The organism is Ideonella alba (assembly GCF_018069845.1).
Classification (GTDB): domain Bacteria; phylum Pseudomonadota; class Gammaproteobacteria; order Burkholderiales; family Burkholderiaceae_C; genus Ideonella; species Ideonella alba.
The window spans coordinates 1-22,265 of sequence record NZ_JAGQDD010000009.1 but is presented as its reverse complement, the minus strand read 5'-3'; the positions used below and the strand labels follow the sequence as shown (position 1 = coordinate 22,265).

Below are 22,265 nucleotides of genomic sequence, written 5' to 3'. Positions count from 1 at the left end.
ATGCGGGCTTCGGCGTGCCGCAAGCGCCCTAGAGTCCGCTCAGGCACCCTGGTGGCGGGTACGCGCCACGCCCGGGTGAATGACAGACACGGCCAACGCCTGCATTGAGGACCCCACCCATGAAGCGCATCCTGATCGTCGAGGACCAGCCCGACATCCGCGAACTGATCCGCATGAGCCTGGAAGCCAGCGACTTCGAAATCCACGAGGCCGAGGATGGCGAGTCCGCGCTGCAGATGACCCGCCAGCTGCAGCCCGACCTGCTGCTGCTGGACGTGATGATGCCGGGCTCGATCGACGGCATCGGCGTGTGCCAGAAGCTCAAGGGCGATGCGGCGCACAAGCGCACCCGCATCGTGATGCTGTCGGCGCGCAGTGGTGCCGCCGACCGCCAGGCCGGGTTGCGCGCCGGTGCCGACGACTACCTGGTCAAGCCGTTCAGCCCGCGCCAGTTGCTGCAGGTCGTGCGGCGCAGCCTCTGACACCACCGGCCCACCGAACTGCGGGAAGCATTGCGTGGAAGTCATCGAACACCACCGCCGTCGTCGCACGCCAAGAGTCGTCGGTGCACCGGACGGCGCGCTGGCGCGCGGGCTGGGGCGGCCCTGGCTGACCGCTGCGGCCGTGATCGGCCTGGTGCTGGCTGCCGGCCTGTCCGATCATCTGGCCCTGCCGGCCGCGGGCCTGCTGGCCCTGCTGCTGTGGCGGCAATCCAGCCTGCGCTGGCATGCCGAGCGGTCCACCGCCGACCGCGGCGACGAGGTGGCCGCGCGCACCCGCTGGCTGGACGCGGTCAGTGGCCTGTCGCCCGACGCCGTCCTGGTGTTCGAGCGCGACACCGACGGGCAGCTGCGCCTGGTCTTCACCAATCCGGCCTTCAGCGAACTGTTCGGCCTGCGGCCGCAGGAACTGCTGGGCCTGAGCGAGGCCGCCACCGACGAATGGCTGGCCGGACTGGCCAGCGACGAGCGCCCGATGCCGCCGCTGCTGGACGGCGACGCCCGCATCGAGCTGGCCGGGCCGCCGCTGCGCACCCTGCTGCGCACCTCGCGCGAGGACCGCAGTCAGCGGGTCTACTACTTCCGCGACATCACCCACGAGACCGCGGTGGAGCGCCTGAAAAGCGAGTTCCTGACCACCGCTGCGCACGAGCTGCGCACCCCGCTGGCCAGCGTCTACGGCTTCTCCGAACTGCTGGCCAGCGGCCGGCTCAGCGAGGAGCGCCGGCAGCAGGTCTGCAGCGTCGTGCACCGCCAGGCGGGCGTGCTCAAGCACCTGGTCGACGAGCTGCTGGACCTGGCGCGCCTGGATGCCCGCGGCGACGCCGACTTCCAGCGCCAGCCCTGTGACCTGCGGGAGATCGCCAGCGAGGCCATCGAATCGGCGCAGTCGCCCGACGAGGACCAGCGGCTCCAGTGCGCCTGCGGCGAGCAGGCGCTGTGGGTCATGGGCGACGCCTCGCGGCTGCGCCAGGCGCTGGTGAACCTGCTGGCCAATGGCCTGAAGTACTCCATCGCACCCGCACCGGTGCAGCTGCAGCTGCACCACGAGCACCTGGACGGCCAGGACTGGGCGGTGGCCACGGTCAGCGACCAGGGCATTGGCATGACGGCCGAGCAGCAGCAGCGCGCCTTCGAGCGCTTCTACCGCGCCGACCCGTCCGGCCATCTGCTCGGTGCCGGGCTGGGCCTGTCGATCGTGCAGGAGATCGTGCAGCACCATGGCGGCCGCATCGACCTGCGCAGCCAGGCCGGCGTGGGCAGCCATTTCTCGGTGTGGCTGCCCGTCTGTGGGGCGGCGCAGACCCCGGCGGTTCAGGCCCTCGAGGCCGCCGAACTCACCAGCTGACTTCGCGATCGGGCGTGGCGCCGATGCGGTGGATCGACAGATCCGCGCCCTCGTACTCTTCCTCCTGGCTCAGGCGCAGGCCCAGCACCGCCTTGATCACGCCATAGACCACCAGACCGCCGGCAAAGGCCCAGGCCACACCAGCCAGCGTGCCGATCAGCTGCGCGCCGAGCGTGACGCCCCCCAGTCCGCCCAGCGCGGTCTGACCGAAGATGCCGCAGGCGATGCCGCCCCAGGCGCCGCACAGGCCATGCAGCGGCCAGACGCCCAGCACGTCGTCGATCTTCCAGCGGTTCTGCGTCAGCGTGAACAGCGAGACGAAGATCGCCCCGGCCACGCCGCCCACCACCAGCGCGCCGGCCGGATGCATCAGGTCGGATCCGGCGCACACCGCCACCAGGCCGGCCAGCGGGCCGTTGTAGGCGAAGCCGGGGTCGTTCTTGCCCATCACCACCGCCACCAGCGTGCCGCCGACCATGGCCATCAGCGAATTCACCGCCACCAGGCCCGAGATCTTGTCGATCGTCTGCGCGCTCATCACGTTGAAGCCGAACCAGCCCACCGCCAGGATCCAGGCGCCCAGCGCCAGGAAGGGAATGCTCGACGGCGGATGCGCGCTCATCGCGCCGTCCTTGCGGTAGCGGTTCTGCCGCGCGCCCAGCAGCAGCACCGCGGCCAGGCCGATCCAGCCGCCCACCGCGTGCACCACCACCGAGCCGGCGAAGTCATGGAACTCGGCACCGGCCACGCCCTTGAGCCAGGCCTGCAGCTCGAACTTGCCGCCCCAGACCACCCCCTCGAACAGCGGGTAGATGAAGCCCACCAGCAGCGCCGTGGCCAGCAGCTGCGGCTGGAAGCGGGCCCGCTCCGCGATGCCCCCCGAGACGATGGCCGGAATCGCCGCGGCAAAGGTCAGCAGGAAGAAGAACTTGACCAGCTCGTAGCCGTTCTTCTGGGCCAGCGTCTCGGCACCACTGAAGAAGTCGACGCCATAGGCGACGGTGTAGCCCACAAAGAAGTAGGCGATGGTCGAGACGGCAAAGTCGACCAGGATCTTGACCAGGGCATTGACCTGGTTCTTCTTGCGCACCGTGCCCAGCTCCAGGAAGGCGAAGCCTGCGTGCATGGCCAGCACCATGATGGCGCCGAGCAAAATGAACAGGGCGTCGGTGCCCTGCTTGACCTGATCCATCGTGACTCTCCGGTGGGGGCGGCGCACCACGGCCGCGCGAAAACCGCACCAGGAAAGCAATCGATGTGCCCGCGTTGGTGCACTCAGGCACCCGTTGCACCGCGCCGCGGCGCATGGATGCGCACCACGGCCGCGCGAATGCGCCCACCTACAGTGCGCTTTCGCACCTGTTTAGTGCGCCATGTAGGTCAGTGCCGGCTCACATCATTTCGGCCGTGCGCACCGCGACCAGCACCACCTCGCCCCGCTCCTCCCGCGGGCGATGGCGCAGCCACCAGACGCTGCCCTTCTTGACCGCCCAGGGCCGCAGCGTGCCGGCGTCGGCGCCCAGGCGCGCGCCGGTCATCAGGTAGGCCGCCACCAGCCCCAGCGTCGGTTGATGGCCGACCACCAGCACCGGCTCGCGGGCCTCGGGCCAGCGCGCCGCGGCCAGCAGGCCCTCGACACTGCCCTCGGGCGACAAGGCCTCGACCAGCTTGACCCGCCGCTCCAGCGCGGCGGCCGTCTGCTGGCAGCGCAGCGCCGGGCTGCTCAGCACACGGGTGCCGGCTGGCAGGAACCGGTTCAGCCACTCGGCGGCCCGCCGCGCCTGCTTCAGGCCGCGGGGGGTCAGGCCGCGGTGCGGGTCGTCGATGCCGGGGGCCAGTTCCTCGGCCTCGGCATGGCGCCACAGGATCAGGTCCATTCAGCCCCCGTAGCGGCGCAGCAGAGCGGTCTGCGCGCCCGGCCCGTCGGTGCCGACCCGCTCATAGCGGCCGTCGGAACGCAGCTGCCAGGCATCCCGCGCATCGTGCAGGTAGGGCACCAGGGCCTCGTCGATCACGCGCTGGCGCAGCGCCGGATCGCGCACCGGCCAGGCCACTTCCACGCGGCGGGTCATGTTGCGGTTCATCCAGTCGGCGCTGGACAGCCACAGCTGCTCCTCGTCGGGGGCATCGCCCCAGCGCAGGTAGATGATCCGTGAATGTTCCAGGAAGCGGCCGACGATCGAGCGCACCCGCACCCGCTCGGTCCAGCCGGGCAGCCCGGGCGGCAGCATGCAGGCGCCGCGCACCACCAGATCGATCTCGGCGCCGGCCTGGGCGGCGCGCACCAGCGCATCGATCAGCGGCAGGTCGGTCAGCGCATTGCACTTGAGCACCACGCGGGCGGGCCGGCCGGCGCGGGCAGCATCGGCCACGCGGCGCAGGCAACCCAGCAGGCGATCCTGCATCACGAAGGGGGCCGTCAGCAGCTGACGCGGGGGGCGCACCCGGGCCTGGCTGGCGATCTGCTGGAACACCCCCTCGGCGTCGGCGCACAGCGCCGGGTCAGCGGTCAGCATGCCCAGGTCGGTGTAGAAGCGCGCGGTCTTGGGGTTGTAGTTGCCGGTCGACAGGTGCAGGTAGTCGCGCAGGCGGGTGCGACCGCGGCGGTCGGTCTCGCGGCGCGTCACCAGCAGCAGCTTGGCGTGGGTCTTCAGACCGACCACGCCGTACACCACCTGGGCGCCCACGGCCTCCAGGCGCTCGGCCCAGTTGATGTTGGCCTCTTCATCGAAGCGGGCCTTCAACTCGACCACCGCCGTGACTTCCTTGCCGCGCCGCGCCGCCTCGACCAGCAGGTCGCCCAGCACCGACTTGTCGCCGGTGCGGTAGATCGTCTGGCGGATCGCCAGCACCTCGGGGTCGTGCACCGCCTGGCGCAGGAACTCGACGACCGGCTCGAAGCTCTCGAAGGGGTGGTGCAGCAGCAGGTCGCGCTGCTGCAGCAGGTTGAACACCGATTCGCCGCGCGGCCAGCCGTGCTCGGGCCAACGTGGCTCGAAACCCGGAAATCGCAGGCCACCGGGATCGTCGGCCTGGTCGATCAGCTGGTTCAGGCGCACCAGGTTGACGGGACCGTTGACGCGGTAGACGGCGGCATCGGGCAGATCGAACTGCTCCAGCAGCAGGCGCCACAGCGCCTCGGGGCAGGTGTTGACCACCTCCAGCCGGATTGCCTCGCCGTAATGGCGGGTGCTCAAACCCGAGCGCAGGGCCTGGCGCAGGTTGGCCACGTCCTCCTCGTCGACATCCAGGTCGGAGTCGCGGGTGACTCGGAACTGCGAGAAGGCCTCCACCGTGCGCCCCGGGAACAGCGCCTCCAGGTGCGCCCGCATCACGCTGGTCAGCATCACGAAGACCTGCTGGCCCGGTGCGCACACCTCCGCCGGCAGGCGGATCACCCGCGGCAGCACGCGTGGCACCTTGACGATGGCGATCGCGTTCTCGCGCCCGAAGGCATCCTGGCCCGAGAGCTGGACGATGAAGTTCAGCGACTTGTTGGCCACCAGCGGAAACGGATGCGCCGGGTCCAGCACCACCGGCATCAGCAGCGGTCGCACCTCGCGTTCGAAGAAGCGCTCGACCCAGCGCCGCTGGGCCGGGTCACGCTCGGCATGGTTGACGATGCGCAGGCCCTGGGCGGCCAGCGCCGGCATCACCTCGTCGTTGAACAGCGCGTACTGCTCGTCGATCAGCGCATGGGCCTCGGCCGCCACACTGGCCAGGCTGCCCGGTGCGCTGGTGCCGCTGCGCGCGGCCTCGACCACGTCGGCAAAGCGCACCTCGAAGAACTCGTCCAGGTTGGACGAGACGATGGTGATGTAGCGCAGCCGCTCAAGCAGCGGCACGTCCGGGCGGCGCGCCTGGGCCAGCACGCGGCGGTTGAACTCCAGCAGGGAGCGCTCGCGGTCGAGCAGGGGCACGGCATGGTCCGGACGGGTCATGCCGGGCAGTGTATGAAGACCGCGTGACGCTCCCGTGACAGCTGGCCGGCAGACCGCCGGCCAGCTGTCACACGCCAGACCCGGGCTCAGGCCGCATCAAAGGGCAATCGGCGGATCGGCTTGCCGGTCAGACGTGCCACGGCATTGGCAAAGGCCGGTGCCAGCGGCGGCAGGCCCGGCTCGCCCATGCCGGTGGGCGCGTCGGCGCTGGGCACGATGTGCACCGAGAAGCTGGGCATGTCGCTCATCCGGGCCACGGTGTAGTCGCCGAAGTTCTGCTGCTCCACCACGCCGTCCTTCAAGGTGATCGCCGCGCCAGGCAGGCACATGCCCAGGCCCATCAGCGCCGCACCCTGGACCTGGGCTTCCACCGTGCGCGGGTTGACCGCCAGGTTGCAGTGCACGCCCGCGGTGACCCGGTGCAGCGTCGGCCGGCCACCCTGCAGCGAGGCCTCGACCACATAGGCCACCACCGAATTGAAGGACTCGTGCAGCGCCACGCCCCAGGCGCGACCGGCGGGCAGCGGCGTCTTGCCGTAGCCGCTGCGCGCCACGGCCAGCTCCAGCGCCGCGCGGTGGCGCGGGTGCTTGTCGCCCATCAGGGCCAGCCGGTAGGCGACCGGGTCCTGGTTCGTCTCGCGGGCGATCTGGTCGAGCAGCGTCTCCATCACGAAGGCGGTGTGGGTGCTGCCCACGCTGCGCCACCACAGCACCGGCACGTTCTGTTTAGGATGGTGCACGGTCAGGCGCATCGGCAAGGCGTAGGGTTCGCGCATGCCTTCGACCGCGGTGTTGTCGATGCCGTTCTTGACCATCATGGCCTCGAAGGGACTGCCCGAGACGATGGACTGGCCGACGATCACATGGTCCCAGGCCAGCACGCGGCCCTGGGCGTCAAAGCCGATCTCGGCGCGGTGCAGGTGCATCGGGCGGTAGTAGCCGCCGCGCAGGTCGTCCTCGCGCGTCCAGACAGTCTGGATCGGCGCCTTCAGGCCCGCCGCCCGGGCCGCCTTGGCGATCCCGCAGGCCTCGACCAGGTAGTCGCTGGTGGGGATCGCGCGGCGGCCGAAGCCGCCCCCCGCCATCTGCACCTGCAGCGCCACCTGCTCGGGTTTCAGGCCCAGCACGCGCGCCGCCGCCATGCCGTCCAGGCCGGGCATCTGCGATCCCGCCCACACGGTGGCACCGTCGTCGCGCAGCTCGACCGTGCAGTTCAGCGGCTCCATCGGCGCATGGGCCAGGTAGGGGAAGCTGAACTCGGCCTCGATGCGCCGGGGCGCGTTGGCCAGCGGCGTCATGTCGGCGTCGAAGTGCTTCGGTCCGGGCTGGCGGGCCAGCGCGCGGTAGTCGGCCAGCTGCCTGGCGCTGTCGACCTTCTCGACACCCGCGGTGTCCCACTCGATCTTCAGGGCCTGGCGCCCCTGGATCGCCGGCCAGGTGCTGCGGGCGATCACCACCACGCCCTCGGCGCCGCGGTCCAGCGGCACGCGCAGCACGGCCTGCACGCCCTTGACCGCCTTGGCGGCGCTGTCGTCCACCGAGCGCGGCTTCGCACCGAAGACCGGGGGCCGAGCCACCACCGCGACCAGTTGGCCCGGGCGCTTCACGTCCAGGCCGAAGGACTGGCGACCGCTGCTCTTGGCGCGCGCGTCCAGGCGCGGCGTGGGTCGGCCCACCAGGCGGAACTGCGCCGGGTCCTTCAACACCACCTTCTCGGGCACGGGCAGGGCCATCGCGGCGGCGGCCAGCTCGCCGTAGCCGGCCTTCTGGCCGGCCGGGCCCAGGACCGTGCCGGCCTCGGTGCGCAGGCTGGCCACATCCACGCTCCAGCGCGTGGCGGCGGCCTGCAGCAGCATCGCGCGGGTGCGCGCACCCAGTTCGCGGTACTGCATGAAGCTGTTTTTGATGGAATTGGAGCCGCCGGTCAGATGCAGGCCGAACAGCGGGTCGGCGTAGGCGCCGTCGTTGGTGCCCAGCTGGCTGCGCACGCGCGACCAGTCGGCGTCCAGCTCCTCGGCCAGCAGCATCGGCAGCGCGGTATTGATGCCCTGGCCGAACTCCAGGCGGTTGACGGTGATCGTGACCGTGCCGTCAGCGCCGATCATGACGAACGCAGCGGGTTGCTGCTGGGGCTTCAGGCCGGCGGCCGGCGTGGCCTGCGCCGCGGCGCCCAGCGGAAACAGGCCCAGGCCGAAGCCTCCGACCACGCCCAGCTTCAGGAACTGGCGGCGGGGGAGTTCGGCAGGCTCGGTGGCATCGCGCGCCAGCAGGTGCTGCAGGGCGCGGGGCATCTCGGCGGTGAGGTCGAAGTGCATGCGGTGTCTCCCTTCAGGCCAGCGCGCGGGCGGCGTCTGCCACCGCGGCGCGGATGCGTTCATAGGTGCCGCAGCGGCAGATGTTGCCGCTCATCGCGGCATCGATCTCGGCCGGCGTGGGCTGCTTCCCGCGCGGCAGCGTCGCCAGGAAGGCACTGGCGGCCATCACCTGCCCGCTCTGGCAGTAGCCGCACTGGGCCACGTCGTGGCGCACCCAGGCGTCCAGCACCGCGCGGCCGACTCGGTCGTCGCCGCCGGTCACCGCCTCGATGGTGGTGATGCGCTGACCCTGCACCGCGCCCACCGGCGTCACGCAGGACCGCGTGGCCTGGCCGTTGAGGTGTACCGTGCAGGCGCCGCACTGCGCGGCGCCGCAGCCGAACTTGGTGCCGGTCAGGCCCAGCTCGTCGCGCAGTGCCCACAGCACCGGCGTGGACGGATCGACGTCGAGCGTGTGCTCGCGTCCGTTGACGTTCAGTGAAGCCATCGAGGGGTCTCCCGGTTCTTGAAGGGGCCAGTGTCCCGGCAGGGGGCCGGGTGGCGGTAGCCTGATGCTGCGCGATGCTTGCCCAAAACTGCGTGCGCGGCGGACCGCTGGGCAAGACCTGGTTAGCATGCACCGACCATGTTGCCTGTCGACCCGCTGTCCCGCCTGCGCCACCGCCTATTGACCCATGCGCCCAATGGGGGCATGCAGGCCGCTGCAGCGCTGCCGGACCTGCGGCTGATCCGCAACGAGCAGCCCTACAGCAACCACTGCGGCGCCTATGAACCCTGCGTGGCGCTGATCGTCCAGGGGCGCAAGCGTCTGGCACTGGGCGGCACGCTGCTGGACTACGGACCCGAGCGCTACCTGATCGCCTCGATGGAGCTGCCGGTGACCGCCGCGCTGCTTGAGGCCAGCCCCGAGCGGCCCTATCTGGCGCTGGCGCTGCGCCTGAACCCGCGCGAGATCGCCTCGCTGATGCTGGAGGCGCCGCCCACCGCAGCCGCCGGCCGCGCAGACGACGACCGCGCCCTGGGCACCGGCGCGGTCACGCCCCCCCTGCTGGATGCCTTCGACCGCCTGCTGGCCCTGCTCGACCAGCCGGAGGACATCCCGGCGCTGGCGCCGCTGATCCAGCGCGAAATCCACTACCGCCTGCTGTGTGGCGAGGCCGGCGCCCGGCTGCGCCAGATGGCCACCGCCGGCAGCCCCAGCCAGCAGGTCGCCCGCGCGGTGGCGCTGCTGAACCAGCGCTTCGACCAGCCGCTGCGGGTGGACGAGCTGGCGCGCGCGGCAGGCATGGGCGCATCGGTCTTCCACCAGCGCTTCAAGGCGCTCACGGCGATGAGCCCGCTGCAGTACCAGAAGGCCTTGCGCCTGTCCGAGGCGCGCCGGCTGATGCTCTCCGACCGCCTGGACGCCGCAGCGGCCGCCTACCGGGTGGGCTACGAGAGCCCGTCGCAGTTCAGCCGCGAATACGCGCGGCGCTTCGGCGCGCCGCCGGCGCGCGACATTGCGGCGCTGCGCGAGCGCGAGACCGCCTGAGCACCGACCTGGCGCGTGGCCGTGGGACCCCGCAGCCGGGTGCCCCAGTCAATGCGCCTCGTCCCAATTGGCGCCCTGGCCCACTTCGGCCAGCAGCGGGACGCTGAGTTCGGCGGCGCCGGCCATCAGCCGCGGGATCGCCTCGCGCGCCCAGCCGATCTCGGCCTCGGGCACCTCCAGCACCAGTTCATCGTGCACCTGCATCACCATCCGGGTGGCGCGGCCCTCGTCGTCCAGTGCACGCTGCACCGCGATCATCGCCAGCTTGATCAGGTCGGCCGCCGTGCCCTGCATCGGCGCGTTGATCGCCTGGCGCTCGGCGCCGGCCTTGCGCGGGCCGTTGCCGCCGCGGATCTCGGGCAGCACGATGCGCCGGCCGAACAGCGTTTCCACGTAGCCCTTCTCGCGCGCGCTGGCGCGGGTGGCTTCCATGTAGTCGCGCACGCCGGCGAAGCGCTCGAAGTAGCGGTCGATGTAGTTCTTCGCCGCCTTCTGGTCGATGCCCAGGCTTTGCGCCAGACCGAAGGCACCCATGCCGTAGATCAGGCCGAAGTTGATGGTCTTGGCATAGCGGCGCTGCTCGGAGGACACCTCGGCCAGCGGGATGCCGAAGACCTCGGCGGCGGTGGCGCGGTGCACGTCCTGGCCTTCGGCGAAGGCGCGCGTCAGGCCGGGGTCGCCGCTGATGTGGGCCATGATGCGCAGCTCGATCTGCGAGTAGTCGGCGCTCATCAGCACATGGCCCGGCGGCGCGATGAAGGCCTCGCGCACGCGCCGGCCCTCCGCGGTGCGGATCGGGATGTTCTGCAGGTTGGGATCGTTGCTGGCCAGGCGGCCGGTGATCGCCACCGCCTGCGCGTAGTTGGTGTGCACGCGACCGGTCTCGGGGTTGACCATCAGCGGCAGCTTGTCGGTGTAGGTGCCCTTGAGCTTGGCCAAGCTGCGGTGCTCCAGCAGCAGCGCCGGCAGCGGGAAGTCGGCGGCCAGCTCCTGCAGCACCTCCTCGTCGGTGCTGGGGGCGCCGCTGGCGGTCTTCTTCTTGACCGGCAGGCCCAGCTTGCCGAACAGGATCTCGCCGATCTGCTTGGGGCTGGCCATGTTGAAGGGCTGGCCGGCCGCCTCGTAGGCCTGCTGCTCCAGCGCCACCATGCGCTCGGCCAGCTGCTGGCTCTGCGCGGCCAGGCGCGCCGGGTCGATCAGCACGCCGTGGCGTTCGATGCGCTGCAGGATGGCCATCGCCGGCATCTCGATGTCGGCATAGACGCGGCGCAGGCCCGGCTCGGCCTCGATCTGCGGCCACAGCACCTGGTGCAGCTGCACGCACATCTCGCTGTCCTCGCCGCTGTAGGTGCTGGCGCGCTCGATGTCGACCTGCGAGAACGGGATCTGGTTGGCGCCCTTGCCGCACAGCGCCTCGTAGCTCAGGCCCTGGCGGCCCAGGTGGCGCTGCGCCAGCTCCTCCAGGTTGTGGCGCAGGTGGGCCTCGAGCACATAGCTCTGCAGCAGGGTGTCGTGGGTGTAGCCGCGCACCGCGATGCCGTGGTTGGCAAACACATGCAGGTCGTACTTGACGTTCTGGCCCAGCTTGGCGGCGCTGGCATCCTCCAGCCAGGGCCGCAGGCGCGCCAGCACCTCGGCCAGCGGCAACTGGTCCGGGGCGCCGGGGTAGTCGTGGCCGGTGGGCACGTAGGCGGCGCGGCCGGGTTCGACGGCAAAGCTGATGCCCACGATGCGCGCGCGCATCGGATCGAGCGAGTCGGTCTCGGTGTCGAGCGCACTGATCGGCGCGGCCCGCAGGCGGGCGATCCAGTCGTCCAGTTGCTCCAGCGTGTGCACGGTCTGGTAGTCCCGCGGCAAGTCCACCGCGGGCGCGGGGGCGCTGTCGAACAGGTCGGGTGCGGCGGCGGCCGGCGCCACCGACGGCGTGCGGCCCAGCTGCTGCTCCAGCGTGCGCAGTGCGGTCTTGAAGCCGAAGCGGGTGTAGAAGCCGACCAGGCCGTCCAGGTCCGGCGCCCGCAGCGCCAGCGGCTCCAGCGCCGGCCAGCCGGGGATCTGGGCCGACAGGTCGCAGTCGGTCTTCACGGTGATCAGCCGGCGGCCCAGCGGCAGCCAGTCCAGCGCCTTGCGCAGGTTGTCACCAGCCACACCCTTGATGGATTCGGCCGCGGCCACGATGCCATCGAGCGAGCCATGCTCCTGCAGCCACTTGACCGCGGTCTTCGGGCCCACCTTGTCCACGCCAGGCACGTTGTCCACCGCGTCGCCGATCAGCGTCAGGTAGTCGATGATCAGCGACGGCGGCACGCCGAACTTGGCCAGCACGCCGGCCTCGTCCGACACGCTGGGCGGCTTGTCCATGGTGTTGATCAGCGACACCGCCGGCGTCACCAGCTGGGCCAGGTCCTTGTCGCCGGTGGAGATCACCACACGGTGGCCGCTGGCCTCGCCAAAGCGGGCCAGCGTACCGATCGCGTCGTCGGCCTCGATGCCTGGCACCTCCAGCACCGGCCAGCCCAGCAGGCGCACCACCTCGTGGATCGGCTCGATCTGGGCGCGCAGGTCGTCGGGCATCGGCGGGCGGTGCGCCTTGTACTCGGGGTACCACTCGTCGCGAAAGGTCGGACCCTTGGCGTCGAAGACGCACACCGCATGCTCGGCGCCGACGTGCTCGCGCAGCCAGGTCATCATGTTGACCACGCCGTGGATGGCGCCGGTGGGCACGCCCTCGGGGCCGCGCAGGTCGGGCATCGCGTGGTAGGCCCGGTACAGGTAGCTGGAGCCGTCGACCAGCAGCAGGATCGGGGCGTGGGAGGGGGCGTCGTTCATGGGGCGATTCTCGCCCGCCCGCAGACCCGGGCGGCCAGCCTGCCTACAATCGGGCGATGCGCCGTCTTCTTCTCCTGGGCTGCGGGCTGCTGGCCCTGCCTGCCCATGCCGACCCTGTGGCCGGCACGCCCCTGCCTGGCGAGCCGCAGGTGATCCAGCGGGTCACCGAGGACGACCAGGTGCGCATCGAGGAGCTGCGCGTCCGCGGCCAGACCCGCCGCCTGACGGTGCAACCCAAGATCAAGGGTCTGGGCCCTTACGAGATCACGCCGCCCGAACCCGGCCGCGACCCGGCCCAGGACCCCAAGGCCGGCCAGCGCATCTGGTTCTCGCTCAGCTTCTGAATTCCTGCCGGCGCCGGCCCGAGCCGCGCGCCCTCCTCGTCCATGGCGGTCTACACCCAAGTCTCTCCCGATCAGGCCGACGCGCTGCTGGCCCGTCTGGGTCTGGGGCCGCAGCAGGCCCTGGTCCCGGTGGCCAGCGGCATCGAGAACACCAACTACTTCGTCAGCACCGCCGAGGGCGAATGGGTGCTGACCGTCTTCGAGCGCCTGGCCGCCGAGCAACTGCCCTACTACCTGCGCCTGATGGCCCACCTGGCGGCCCACGGCCTGCCGGTGCCGGCGCCGCGGCCCGACGCCAGCGGTGGTCTGGTGCACACGCTGGCGGGCAAGCCGGCGGCGCTGGTGGAGCGGCTGCCCGGTGCACCGGTGGACGCGCCGGACATCCACCACGTGGCCCTGCTGGGCTCGGTGCTGGCCCGGATGCACCTGGCCGTGGCCGACTTTGCGATGCACCAGCCCAACCTGCGTGGCCCGGCCTGGCGCGCCGAGGCCGGCCAGCATGCCCAGGCCTGGCTCCAGGGGGCACCGGCCGAGTTGCTGCGCGCCGAACTGGCCTTCCAGCAGACGCTGGCCGATGCGCCGGCGCTGGCCGCCCTGCCCCAGGGCGCGGTGCATGCCGACCTGTTCCGCGACAACGCCTTGTTCGATGGCGCGCCGGGCCAGGAACAGCTGTCCGGCGTTTTCGACTTCTACTTTGCCGGCCACGACCACTTCATCTACGACCTGGCGGTGGTGCTGAACGACTGGTGTATCGACCTGGACAGCGGCGCGCTCGACGACGCCCGCGCCCAGGCCCTGCTGCAGGCCTACCAGGCGGTGCGCCCGCTGCAGGGCGCCGAGCAGCGCCTGCTGCCCGCCCTGCGCCGCGCCGCTGCGCTGCGTTTCTGGCTGTCGCGCCTGGACGACTGGCACCGCCCGCGTGACGCCCAGTTGCTGACCCCGAAGGACCCGGCCCACTTCGAGCGCGTGCTGCGCCATGCGGTGGACCAACCCTGGCACCCCTGATCATCCGATGCGACTGTCCCTGACGTCCCAACCGGCCTCGGCCGGCCTGCGCTGGTTCAAGGCCGGCTTCCAGGAGCTGCTGCGCCAGCCGCTGGCCTATGCCGGCCTGTTCGCGACCTTCATGCTGGTGGTGTTGCTGATCAGTGTCGTGCCGCTGGTCGGCGGGCCGCTGCTGATGATGTCGATGCCACTGCTGAGCCTGGCCTTCGTGATGGCCGCCGCCGGCACCCGCCGCGGCGTGCCGGTGCGGGTGGCGGTGCTGGTGGCGCCCTGGCGCAGCGGACCGGCGCTGCAGCGGCGTCGTCTGTTCCAGCTGTGCCTGAGCTACGCGGTGGCGCTGACCCTGCTGTTGTGGCTGGCCGGCCTGATCGATGGCGGCCAGTTCGACCGCTGGCTGGAGCTGACGGCCAAGGGCGACACCGGCAGCGCCGAGTGGGAGAACCTGGCCAACGACCCCGCGGTGCGGGACGGCCTGCTGTTCCGCGTGGTCAGCGGCAGCCTGCTGTCGATGCTGTACTGGCACGCCCCGCCGCTGGTGCTGTGGGCCGATCAGGGCGTGGCGCAGGCGCTGTTCTCCAACGTGCTGGCGCTGTGGCGCTCGCTGGGCGCGTTCGTGGTCTACAACCTGTGCTGGATGGCGGCCGGCCTGGGCCTGATGCTGGTGCAGCTGGCGGTGCCGGCGCTGGGCATCCTCACCCTGCCCGCCTGGCTGCTGCTGTCGACCGCCTTCTACGCCTCGCTCTACGCCAGCTTCGTCGACAGTTTCGCCGCCGTCTCGCCCGACTGACGCTCCAGGCCGATCCAGTGGACCAGGCCGCGCTGACGGGCCTGGGCGAATTCATGGCTCAGCAGGGCCCGCTCCTCGTCGCCGCGGGCGGTCAGCTTGATCAGCCGCACCGCCCGGTCGCGGCCATCCGCGCGGGCCGCATAGACCGCCAGCTCCACCCGGGCCAGGGCGCGCTCCCAGTCCACCGGCGCCGGCTCGCCCTCGAGCGGGAACGCCACCACCCCCACCGAGGCGGTGACAGCCAGGTGGTCGCCGGCGTGGGCGATCGGCGTGTCGCCGATGGCGGCCAGCAGCCGCTGTGCCAGCTGGTCCAGCGCCTCGGGGGCGGTCTCGTCCAGCAGCACCAGGAAGCTGGAGTCGGACCATCGGCACAGGCGGTCGGCGTCGCGCACCGCGTCGCGCAGCCGGCTGGCCATCCCGGCCAGCACCGCCGGGGCCGCGGCAGCGCCGAGACGCTCGGACAGTCGCGCCCAGTGGTCGATGTCGACCATCACCAGGCTGCCGCGCAGGCCCGCGGGCGACTGGGCCTGCTGCAGGGCCTGGGCCAGCAGCTGGCGGCGATGCGGCAGGCCCGTCAGCGGATCGCGCCGCCGCGTCCAGCGCGACCACCAGGGCGCCCGGCGCGCGCCCGGCTCAGGACCCTGGCCGCCACGCAGGCGCACGACCAGCAGACCCAGCATCGCTGCCATCGCCAGCAGCGAGCCACCGATCAGCCACTGCACCCGACGCAGCCACTGCTGGCTCTCCAGCCGGGCGGTGGCCAGCAGGTTCTCGGCGCGCAGCCGGTCAAGGTCGAGGTGCTCGGCCTCCTGGTCGCGCCGCTGTCGCAGCTCGCGCAGCGCGGCGTCGCGGTTGGCGTCGTCCTGGGCCTCGGTGAGGCGGCGTTCACGGTGCAGCCACGCCAGCGCCTGGGCATGCTCGCCCACCGCATGCAGCGCGTCGCCCCCCTGGCGCAGGGCCTCGCGCAGCGCGCCCTGCGCCCCCTGACGCTCCCACTGCGCCACCGCCGCGCCCAGTTCGGCCTGTCCGGGCTTGACCTGCCCCAGCGCCAGATGGGCCAGGCCCAGGTTGAACTGCAGCAGCGGATCCAGGCGCCGGTCATCGAAGCGCCGCACCACCGGCAGGGCCTGCTCGATCGAGGCCACCGCCTCGCGCGAGCGCCCGCTGCGGCCCAGCAGGTCGGCCCGGTTGGCCTGCACCAGTGCGCGCAGGCGCGGCATCTCGTGCGATCGCAGCGTGTCCAGCGCCTGGTCCAGGGCGCGCAGCGCCGCCGCCGGGTCGCCCCGGCGTTCCTCGACGCGGGCCCGGTTGAGCAGCACGCGTACGCCGGTTTCGGGGCGGTCGTCGCGCACCGCCAGGCGCTGTGCACTGGCCAGTTGCTCCCGCGCCAGGTCCGACTCGCCCAGACGCTGCGAGGCCACCGCCGCCGCGGCCAGCGACCAGGCCTGCAGGTACAGATCGCCCGCCTGGTCGGCCACCTCGGCGGCCCGCAATTGCAGGCTGCGGGCCTCGATCCACAGGCCCTGGGACTCGGCCCGCAGGGCGCGCAGGCGCAGCAGACGCCACCAGGTGGGCAGGTCACAGCCCGGCAGCTGCGCCGGCGCACAGACGGCGGCGTAGGCCTGCTCGGCGTCGCTGGCGGCGGCCTCGACGTCCTGCACCCGGCCCTCGCGCTCGGCCCGCACCGCTTCCACCAGGCGCGCATCGGCGCGCGCCAGCGAGGCCTGCGGCCCGCTCCAGCCCCGCAGCTCGGCCAGGGCCTCGTCGGCCGCAGCCTCGACATGTCCGGCCGCGGCCACCACGCCGCGGGTGCGCCACCAGTGGCGCCGCCAATCGTCGGCCCCGGCGGGAGGCCGCAGGGCGGCCAGGCGGGCCAGCACACGCTCAGGCGCCTCGTAGCCTTCCTGCACCCAGGCCGACCAGTGCGGCTCGTGCTGTGCCCTCGTCGGCAGGCCCGCCAGCAACAGCGTGGCCAGCACGCCGGCGTGGCGCAGGGTCCAGGCGCGGTGCAGCGGCCTCATGCGGCGGCCTTCCACGGACCGGTCAGGTGCAGCAGGGTCAGCAGACCGCGCTCGCAGGCCTCGTCCAGCGCTTCCAGGTCCGGTACGCCCTCGCGGAACACACCCGGCGGCGCCCCCAGCAGACCGCAGGCCCGGTTGCGACCACCCTGGCGGGCCCTGCGCAGCATGGCGTCGGCCAGCGTGATCGCGCGGGCGCCGTCCAGCACCGGCCCGCCGCCGGACAGCGGCAGGCGCAGGAAACCCATGGACGCCGTCACGGTGATGGACTCGCCGCCCACCGTCATCGGCACACCTGCCAGCACACCCAGCAGCCGGGTCACCAGGCCTTCGGGGTCGGTGTCAGGGCCGGGCGGCGCCAGCACCAGGAACTCCTCGCCCCCCCAGCGCAGCACCAGGTCCGGCTCACGGGTGGCGGCGCGCAGGCGCCGCGCCACCTCGACCAGCACCTGGTCGCCCGCCGCGGCGCCGAAACGGTCGTTGATCGACTTGAAATGGTCCAGGTCGATCAGGCACAGCAGGCCCGTGGCCGGTTCGTTCAGCGGAGGCATCAGGCGCCGGTTGCCCAGGCCGGTCAGCGGGTCGATCGCACTGTCCAGGCGGGCCCGCGCAGGGGCGCCGGCCCGCAGCGTCTGGGTGCTGCGCAGGCGGTGGTAGACCAGCGCCGCCAGCGTGGCCAGCACACCGGCGGCGCCGGTCATCAGCAGCCAGAAGCGGTCGCTCAGCTCGCGCCCGCGCCACTGCGCCTCCTTGAGCTGGTTGTCGGCGATCAGGCGCGCGCGCTCGTCGCGGCGTCGGTCGGCCTCGAAGGCCTCCTGCAGCTCGAGCAGCTGGGTCTGGCGGGTGCGGCGCGCGACCTCGTCGGCCAGCTGGCGGTGCTCGCGCAACGCGTCGTAGGCATCGGCCAGGTGGCCGGCACGTTCCAGGTACAGGCCCAGCTCGACCAGGGAATCGGCGGCGCTGACGATGTCATCGGCCCGCAGGTCGGACTCGATCGACGCACGCACGCGCCGCACGCCCTCTTCCTTGCGCTGCAGCGCGATCAGCGCCAGGCCGGCATTGACCTGGGCCAGGCCCTCGGCCACGGTGTTGCGGGTGCGCCGGGCCATGGGCAGCGCCCGCTCGGCCACGGCCAGGGCCTTGGCGGCCTGGTCGTGGCGCAGGTGGTAGTCGCTGAGGTTGGCCAGGCAGTGGGCCTCGTCGCTGGTGGCTTCGGCGTCGCGGGCCAGCGCCAGCGCCTGCTCCATCGCCTGGAGTTCGTCTTCGCTGCGGCCCTGGTCACCCAGCTGCATCGCCTGGACGGTCAGCGCATGCGACTGCGCCAGCTGGTCGCCATGCTGGCGGGCCAGCTGCAGCGCCTGCTCCTGCATGGTGCGCGCCGCATCGCGCTGTCCGACGCGCCACAGCACGTCGGACAGCGTGGTGCGCAGCTCACTGCGCCGCCAGGTGGCGCCGCTCTGGTCGGCGTCGCGAATCGCCACCTGCAGCGTGCGCGCGGCTTCGTCGTAGCGGCCCTGGCCCTGCAGCACCAGCGCGTGCAGATGGGCACAGCTGTGGCGCAGCCCCGGCGTGGGCGAGGCCGCCAGGGCCGGCGCCGCCTGCTGCAGCAAGGCATCGGCACGGCCCAGCGTGCCGGTCTTGCGCTGGCGGGCGGCGCGCAGGCAGGTGCTCAGCGCGCCGGCATCGCGCAGCAGCCCGGGGTCGCTGGCGGCGGCGGCCGCCGCGTCGATGCGCGTGATCACCTGGTCGGTGGCACGCATGTCGCCGCGCCACAGATAGGCCTCGGCCAGCACGCGCTGGCCCTCCAGCCATTCGGGCCGCTCGGCGGGCAGGCCTTCCAGCGCCTGCTGCAGGTCGGCCACGACCTGCTCGGGGTCGGCCCAGGCGCGCTGTTCCCAGCGCAGCAAGGTGGCGCTGTCCAGCGACGCCCAGGCGCCAGCGGCGACCAGGGCGGCCGCCAACGGCAGGGCACGGCGCAGGACCCGCCAGCGTGTCATTCGATCGGCGTCAGCTTGGCCACGCTCAGCGCCAGCCACTTCAGACCGTGCCGGCCGAAGCGCACCTGGGCGCGGGCATCGTCACCCGCCCCCTCGAGGGTGACGATCACCCCCTCGCCGAACTTGCTGTGGAACACCCCCTGCCCCACCCGCAGCCCATGCCCGGCCGCCTTGGCCTGGGCCTCGGCCATCGCCCGCGGCAGCGGGGCCGGTGGCGCCACCGGCGCGGCGCGGCCAGCCCCGACCATCGAGCCCAGGCCGCTGCCGCGCTGCCAGGCCTGCTGGTAGTCGCGCGCGAATCCCGAACCGAAGCCCTGGTTGCGCGGCGTCAGCCACTTCAGGCCGTCCTCGGGCAGCTCATCCAGGAAGCGGCTCTTGACGTTGTAGCGCGTCTGCCCGTGCAGCATGCGGGTCTGGCTGAAGCTCAGGTACAGGCGCTGGCGGGCGCGCGTGATGGCCACGTACATCAGCCGACGTTCCTCTTCCAGACCATCGGCATCCGACATCGCGTTCTCGTGCGGGAACAGGCCTTCCTCCAGACCGGTGATGAACACCGCGTCGAATTCCAGGCCCTTGGCCGAGTGCACCGTCATCAACTGCACCGCGTCCTGCCCGGCCTGGGCCTGGTTGTCGCCGGCTTCGAGCGCCGCGTGGGTGAGGAAGGCGGCCAGCGGCGACATGATCTCGCCGGTCTCGGCGTCGGGGGTCAGGTCCACCGGCGCCACCGCCGGTGGCTCGCCGGGCCTGGGCGCAGCGATCTGGCCGGGACCATGCTCATCCACCGGCAGGGCCACCGCATCCTTGCCGAAGCCTTCCTGGGTGACAAAGGCCTCGGCGGCGTTGACCAGTTCCTCCAGGTTCTCGATGCGGTCGGTGCCTTCCTTCTCGGTGCGGTAGAAGTCGACCAGGCCGGAGCGCTGCAGCATGTGCTCGATGATCTCGCGCAGCGTCAGGCCCAGCGTGGCGTTGCGCATGCTGTCGACCAGCGCATTGAAGGCGATCAGGTTGGCGCCGCCCTTGCCGCCCACCGCGCCCACGCTCTGCCACAGGCTGCGGCCGCTCTGGCGCGCGGCGTCCTGCAACTGCTCCAGCGTGCGCGCGCCGATGCCGCGGGTGGGGAAATTCACCACCCGCAGGTAGCTGGTGTCGTCGTGGCAGTTCTCGATCAGGCGCAGGTAGGCCAGTGCGTGCTTGATCTCGGCGCGCTCGAAGAAGCGCAGGCCGCCGTAGACGCGGTACGGAATGCCGGCGTTGAACAGCGCCGACTCGATCACCCGGCTCTGCGCATTGCTGCGGTAGAGCACCGCGATCTCGCGCCGCGGCAGGCCCTGGCGGTGCAGCTGCTGGGCCTCCTCGAGCAGCCACTGGGCCTCGTTGAAGTCGCTGGCGTTCTCCTGCACCCGCACCGGCTCGCCGTGGCCGGCCTCGGTGCGCAGGGTCTTGCCCAGGCGGCGGCTGTTGTGGGCGATCAGCGCGTTGGCGGCGTCCAGGATGTGGCCGCTGGAGCGGTAGTTGGTTTCCAGCTTGATCAGGTGGCCGACGCGGAACTCACGCTCGAAGTCGGCCATGTTGCCGACCTGGGCGCCGCGGAAGGCGTAGATGCTCTGGTCGTCGTCGCCCACCGCCAGCACCGCGGTGTCGGGGCCGGCGAACATCTTCAGCCAGGCGTACTGCAGGCGGTTGGTGTCCTGGAACTCGTCGACCAGGATGTGGCGGAAGCGCCGGCGGTAGTGCTCGCGCAGCAGCGCGTCGTCGCGCAGCAGCTCGTAGGTGCGCAGCATCAGCTCGGCGAAATCGACCACGCCCTCGCGCTGGCACTGGTCCTCATAGGCCTGGTAGACCTGCACCAGCGTCTGCGTCTGGCCGTCGCGCACCGGCACGTCCTTGGGGCGCTGGCCGTTCTCTTTCGCGTCGGCGATGAACCAGGTGACCTGCTTGGGCACGAAGCGCTCTTCATCCAGCTGCATCGCCTTGATGACGCGCTTGACGGCGCTGAGCTGGTCGCCGCTGTCCAGGATCTGGAAGCTCTGCGGCAGGCCGGCGGCCTTCCAGTGGGCGCGCAGGAAGCGGTTGCACAGGCCGTGGAAGGTGCCGATCCACATGCCACGCACATTGACCGGCAGCATCGCACCCAGGCGGGTGAGCATCTCCTTGGCCGCCTTGTTGGTGAAGGTGACGGCCATCACGCCGCCGGGCGAGACGCGCCCGGTCTGCAGCAGCCAGGCGATGCGGGTGGTCAGCACCCGCGTCTTGCCCGAGCCCGCACCGGCCAGGATCAGGGCCGGCTCGTCGGGCAGCGTCACGGCGGCCAGCTGCTCGGGATTGAGACCGCGCAGCAGTCCCTGGGCGTCGGGGCGTGCAGACGCCTCGGAAGATGCCGAAAAAACCATCGCCGGATTGTAGGGATGCGCGGGCACCTCTAGAATCGGCCACCGGGCCCAAATTCTGGCGCCCGGTTTTTTGTGCCCGCTCGCCTCAGATCTGAGGACGCACTGCAGCGGCCACGTGACCGGCCCCCAGGTCAAGCGCTCGCAGCCCTTGGCCGACGCACTGCCTTCAACGCGTCGGCGCCTTCACTGGAGCTTCGAGATGGAAATCTTTGACTACGACAACATCCTGCTGCTGCCGCGCCAATGCCGCGTGGAAAGCCGCTCGGAATGCGACACCGGCATCGACTTCGGTGGCCGCCGCTTCAAGCTGCCGGTGGTCCCGGCCAACATGAAGACGGTGGTCGACGAGCGCATCACCGAATACCTGGCCGCCAACGGCTACTTCTACGTGATGCACCGCTTCGACCTGGACAACGTGGCCTACGCCCGGTCCATGCGCGACAAGGGCCTGTTCGTGTCGATCAGTGCCGGCGTCAAGCAGGCCGACCGCGAGATGGTCGACCGCCTGGCCGCCGAGGGCGTGGGCGCCGACTACATCACCATCGACATCGCCCACGGCCATGCCGAGAGCGTGCGGCAGATGATCGATTACATCAAGCAGCGTCTGCCCAAGACCTTCATCATCGCCGGCAATGTGGGCACGCCCGAGGCGGTGATCGACCTGGAGAACTGGGGCGCCGACGCCACCAAGGTGGGCATCGGCCCGGGCAAGGTGTGCATCACGCGGCTGAAGACCGGCTTCGGCACCGGCGGCTGGCAACTCTCGGCGCTGAAGTGGTGCGCCCGCGTGGCCACCAAGCCGATCATCGCCGACGGCGGCATCCGCCACCATGGCGACATCGCCAAGAGCGTGCGCTTCGGCGCCAGCATGGTGATGGTGGGCTCGCTGTTCGCCGGCCACGAGGAATCGCCCGGCAAGACGGTGGAGGTCGACGGCCAGCTCTACAAGGAGTACTTCGGCTCGGCCTCGGACTTCAACAAAGGCGAATACAAGCACGTTGAAGGCAAGCGCATCCTCGAGCCGGTCAAGGGCCAACTGGCCGACACGCTGCGCGAGATGCGCGAGGACCTGCAAAGCAGCATCAGCTACGCCGGCGGCCGCCAGCTGGGTGATCTGCGCCGCGTCAACTACGTCATCCTCGGGGGTGAAAACGCCGGGGAACACCTTCTGATGTAACGCTCCACGGTGAACCGGCGTTTCGACGCCCCGCCAGGGGCGTCACAACGCCAACGGACACCCAGTGATGTGACCCTCCACCGTGA

General features: G+C 71.5%; 16 protein-coding genes. 7 read left to right on the top strand and 9 right to left on the bottom strand.

Going from position 1 to position 22,265, the window contains the following annotated elements; all coding sequences use genetic code 11:
* Positions 1-119: 119 nt before the first annotated feature.
* A complete protein-coding gene (locus tag KAK03_RS13315) occupies positions 120-482 on the top strand; it encodes a response regulator transcription factor (RefSeq protein WP_210854450.1) in 363 nt (120 codons plus the stop codon).
* A 34-nt stretch (positions 483-516) separates the two neighbouring features.
* Complete coding sequence (locus KAK03_RS13310) at positions 517-1,848, top strand: sensor histidine kinase (protein ID WP_210854449.1); 1,332 nt, start codon at positions 517-519, stop codon at positions 1,846-1,848.
* On the opposite strand, the gene KAK03_RS13305 is transcribed toward KAK03_RS13310, so the two are convergent.
* The 5 genes from KAK03_RS13305 to KAK03_RS13285 all read right to left on the bottom strand — a co-directional run bounded on the left by KAK03_RS13305 (position 1,838) and on the right by KAK03_RS13285 (position 8,591).
* A complete protein-coding gene (locus tag KAK03_RS13305; protein WP_210854448.1) occupies positions 1,838-3,040 on the bottom strand; it encodes an ammonium transporter in 1,203 nt (400 codons plus the stop codon). The genes KAK03_RS13310 and KAK03_RS13305 overlap by 11 nt on opposite strands.
* A gap of 199 nt (positions 3,041-3,239) precedes the next feature.
* A complete protein-coding gene (locus tag KAK03_RS13300; RefSeq protein ID WP_210854447.1) occupies positions 3,240-3,725 on the bottom strand; it encodes a SixA phosphatase family protein in 486 nt (161 codons plus the stop codon).
* The gene (gene ppk1 / locus KAK03_RS13295; protein ID WP_210854446.1) at positions 3,726-5,789 is read right to left on the bottom strand and encodes a polyphosphate kinase 1; all 2,064 of its coding nucleotides are present in this window, start codon (positions 5,787-5,789) and stop codon (positions 3,726-3,728) included.
* A gap of 86 nt (positions 5,790-5,875) precedes the next feature.
* Entirely contained in the window at positions 5,876-8,104 is a 2,229-nt protein-coding gene (locus KAK03_RS13290; protein ID WP_210854445.1) for a xanthine dehydrogenase family protein molybdopterin-binding subunit, read from the bottom strand.
* Between the two features lie 13 nt (positions 8,105-8,117).
* Entirely contained in the window at positions 8,118-8,591 is a 474-nt protein-coding gene (locus KAK03_RS13285) for a (2Fe-2S)-binding protein (protein WP_210854444.1), read from the bottom strand.
* A 138-nt stretch (positions 8,592-8,729) separates the two neighbouring features.
* On the opposite strand from KAK03_RS13285, the gene KAK03_RS13280 reads away from it, so the two are divergent.
* Complete coding sequence (locus KAK03_RS13280) at positions 8,730-9,635, top strand: AraC family transcriptional regulator (RefSeq protein WP_210854443.1); 906 nt, start codon at positions 8,730-8,732, stop codon at positions 9,633-9,635.
* 48 nt (positions 9,636-9,683) lie between these two features.
* On the opposite strand, the gene polA is transcribed toward KAK03_RS13280, so the two are convergent.
* Positions 9,684-12,461 (bottom strand): DNA polymerase I, encoded by a 2,778-nt coding sequence (polA, locus tag KAK03_RS13275; protein ID WP_210854442.1) that lies wholly within the window; start codon positions 12,459-12,461, stop codon positions 9,684-9,686.
* Between the two features lie 56 nt (positions 12,462-12,517).
* Here polA and KAK03_RS13270 point away from each other — a divergent pair, with 56 nt between their 5' ends.
* Genes KAK03_RS13270 through KAK03_RS13260 form a run of 3 tightly spaced genes read left to right on the top strand, consistent with a single transcriptional unit; the run spans position 12,518 to position 14,597 of the window.
* Positions 12,518-12,805, top strand: a complete 288-nt coding sequence (locus tag KAK03_RS13270; protein ID WP_210854441.1) for a hypothetical protein — start codon at positions 12,518-12,520, stop codon at positions 12,803-12,805.
* Positions 12,806-12,847: 42 nt separating this feature from the next.
* The gene (locus tag KAK03_RS13265) at positions 12,848-13,810 is read left to right on the top strand and encodes a homoserine kinase (RefSeq protein WP_210854440.1); all 963 of its coding nucleotides are present in this window, start codon (positions 12,848-12,850) and stop codon (positions 13,808-13,810) included.
* Positions 13,811-13,817: 7 nt separating this feature from the next.
* The gene (locus KAK03_RS13260; protein ID WP_210854439.1) at positions 13,818-14,597 is read left to right on the top strand and encodes a BPSS1780 family membrane protein; all 780 of its coding nucleotides are present in this window, start codon (positions 13,818-13,820) and stop codon (positions 14,595-14,597) included.
* On the opposite strand, the gene KAK03_RS13255 is transcribed toward KAK03_RS13260, so the two are convergent.
* From KAK03_RS13255 to KAK03_RS13245, 3 genes are read right to left on the bottom strand one after another with little or no spacing between them, the layout of a single operon-like run.
* Complete coding sequence (locus KAK03_RS13255; RefSeq protein WP_210854438.1) at positions 14,552-16,618, bottom strand: GGDEF domain-containing protein; 2,067 nt, start codon at positions 16,616-16,618, stop codon at positions 14,552-14,554. The two genes, KAK03_RS13260 and KAK03_RS13255, sit on opposite strands and share 46 nt — an antisense overlap.
* Entirely contained in the window at positions 16,615-18,612 is a 1,998-nt protein-coding gene (locus tag KAK03_RS25405) for a diguanylate cyclase (RefSeq protein ID WP_210854437.1), read from the bottom strand. Before KAK03_RS25405 ends, KAK03_RS13255 begins: the two co-directional genes overlap by 4 nt.
* Entirely contained in the window at positions 18,609-21,002 is a 2,394-nt protein-coding gene (locus KAK03_RS13245; protein ID WP_210854436.1) for a UvrD-helicase domain-containing protein, read from the bottom strand. The genes KAK03_RS25405 and KAK03_RS13245 overlap by 4 nt, the downstream gene beginning before the upstream one ends.
* A gap of 199 nt (positions 21,003-21,201) precedes the next feature.
* On the opposite strand from KAK03_RS13245, the gene KAK03_RS13240 reads away from it, so the two are divergent.
* On the top strand, positions 21,202-22,179 hold the full coding sequence (locus KAK03_RS13240) for a GMP reductase (protein ID WP_210854435.1): 978 nt from the start codon (positions 21,202-21,204) through the stop codon (positions 22,177-22,179).
* Positions 22,180-22,265 lie beyond the last annotated feature (86 nt).

Coding starts and splice junctions, on each gene's coding strand:
- KAK03_RS13245 (WP_210854436.1), bottom strand. CDS start 21,002: ATGGTTTTTTCGGCATCTTCCGAGGCGTCTGCACGCCCCGACGCCCAG.
- KAK03_RS13300 (WP_210854447.1), bottom strand. CDS start 3,725: ATGGACCTGATCCTGTGGCGCCATGCCGAGGCCGAGGAACTGGCCCCC.
- polA (WP_210854442.1), bottom strand. CDS start 12,461: ATGAACGACGCCCCCTCCCACGCCCCGATCCTGCTGCTGGTCGACGGC.
- KAK03_RS13290 (WP_210854445.1), bottom strand. CDS start 8,104: ATGCACTTCGACCTCACCGCCGAGATGCCCCGCGCCCTGCAGCACCTG.
- KAK03_RS13240 (WP_210854435.1), top strand. CDS start 21,202: ATGGAAATCTTTGACTACGACAACATCCTGCTGCTGCCGCGCCAATGC.
- KAK03_RS13285 (WP_210854444.1), bottom strand. CDS start 8,591: ATGGCTTCACTGAACGTCAACGGACGCGAGCACACGCTCGACGTCGAT.
- KAK03_RS13270 (WP_210854441.1), top strand. CDS start 12,518: ATGCGCCGTCTTCTTCTCCTGGGCTGCGGGCTGCTGGCCCTGCCTGCC.
- KAK03_RS25405 (WP_210854437.1), bottom strand. CDS start 18,612: ATGACACGCTGGCGGGTCCTGCGCCGTGCCCTGCCGTTGGCGGCCGCC.
- ppk1 (WP_210854446.1), bottom strand. CDS start 5,789: ATGACCCGTCCGGACCATGCCGTGCCCCTGCTCGACCGCGAGCGCTCC.
- KAK03_RS13280 (WP_210854443.1), top strand. CDS start 8,730: ATGTTGCCTGTCGACCCGCTGTCCCGCCTGCGCCACCGCCTATTGACC.
- KAK03_RS13315 (WP_210854450.1), top strand. CDS start 120: ATGAAGCGCATCCTGATCGTCGAGGACCAGCCCGACATCCGCGAACTG.
- KAK03_RS13260 (WP_210854439.1), top strand. CDS start 13,818: ATGCGACTGTCCCTGACGTCCCAACCGGCCTCGGCCGGCCTGCGCTGG.
- KAK03_RS13255 (WP_210854438.1), bottom strand. CDS start 16,618: ATGAGGCCGCTGCACCGCGCCTGGACCCTGCGCCACGCCGGCGTGCTG.
- KAK03_RS13305 (WP_210854448.1), bottom strand. CDS start 3,040: ATGGATCAGGTCAAGCAGGGCACCGACGCCCTGTTCATTTTGCTCGGC.
- KAK03_RS13265 (WP_210854440.1), top strand. CDS start 12,848: ATGGCGGTCTACACCCAAGTCTCTCCCGATCAGGCCGACGCGCTGCTG.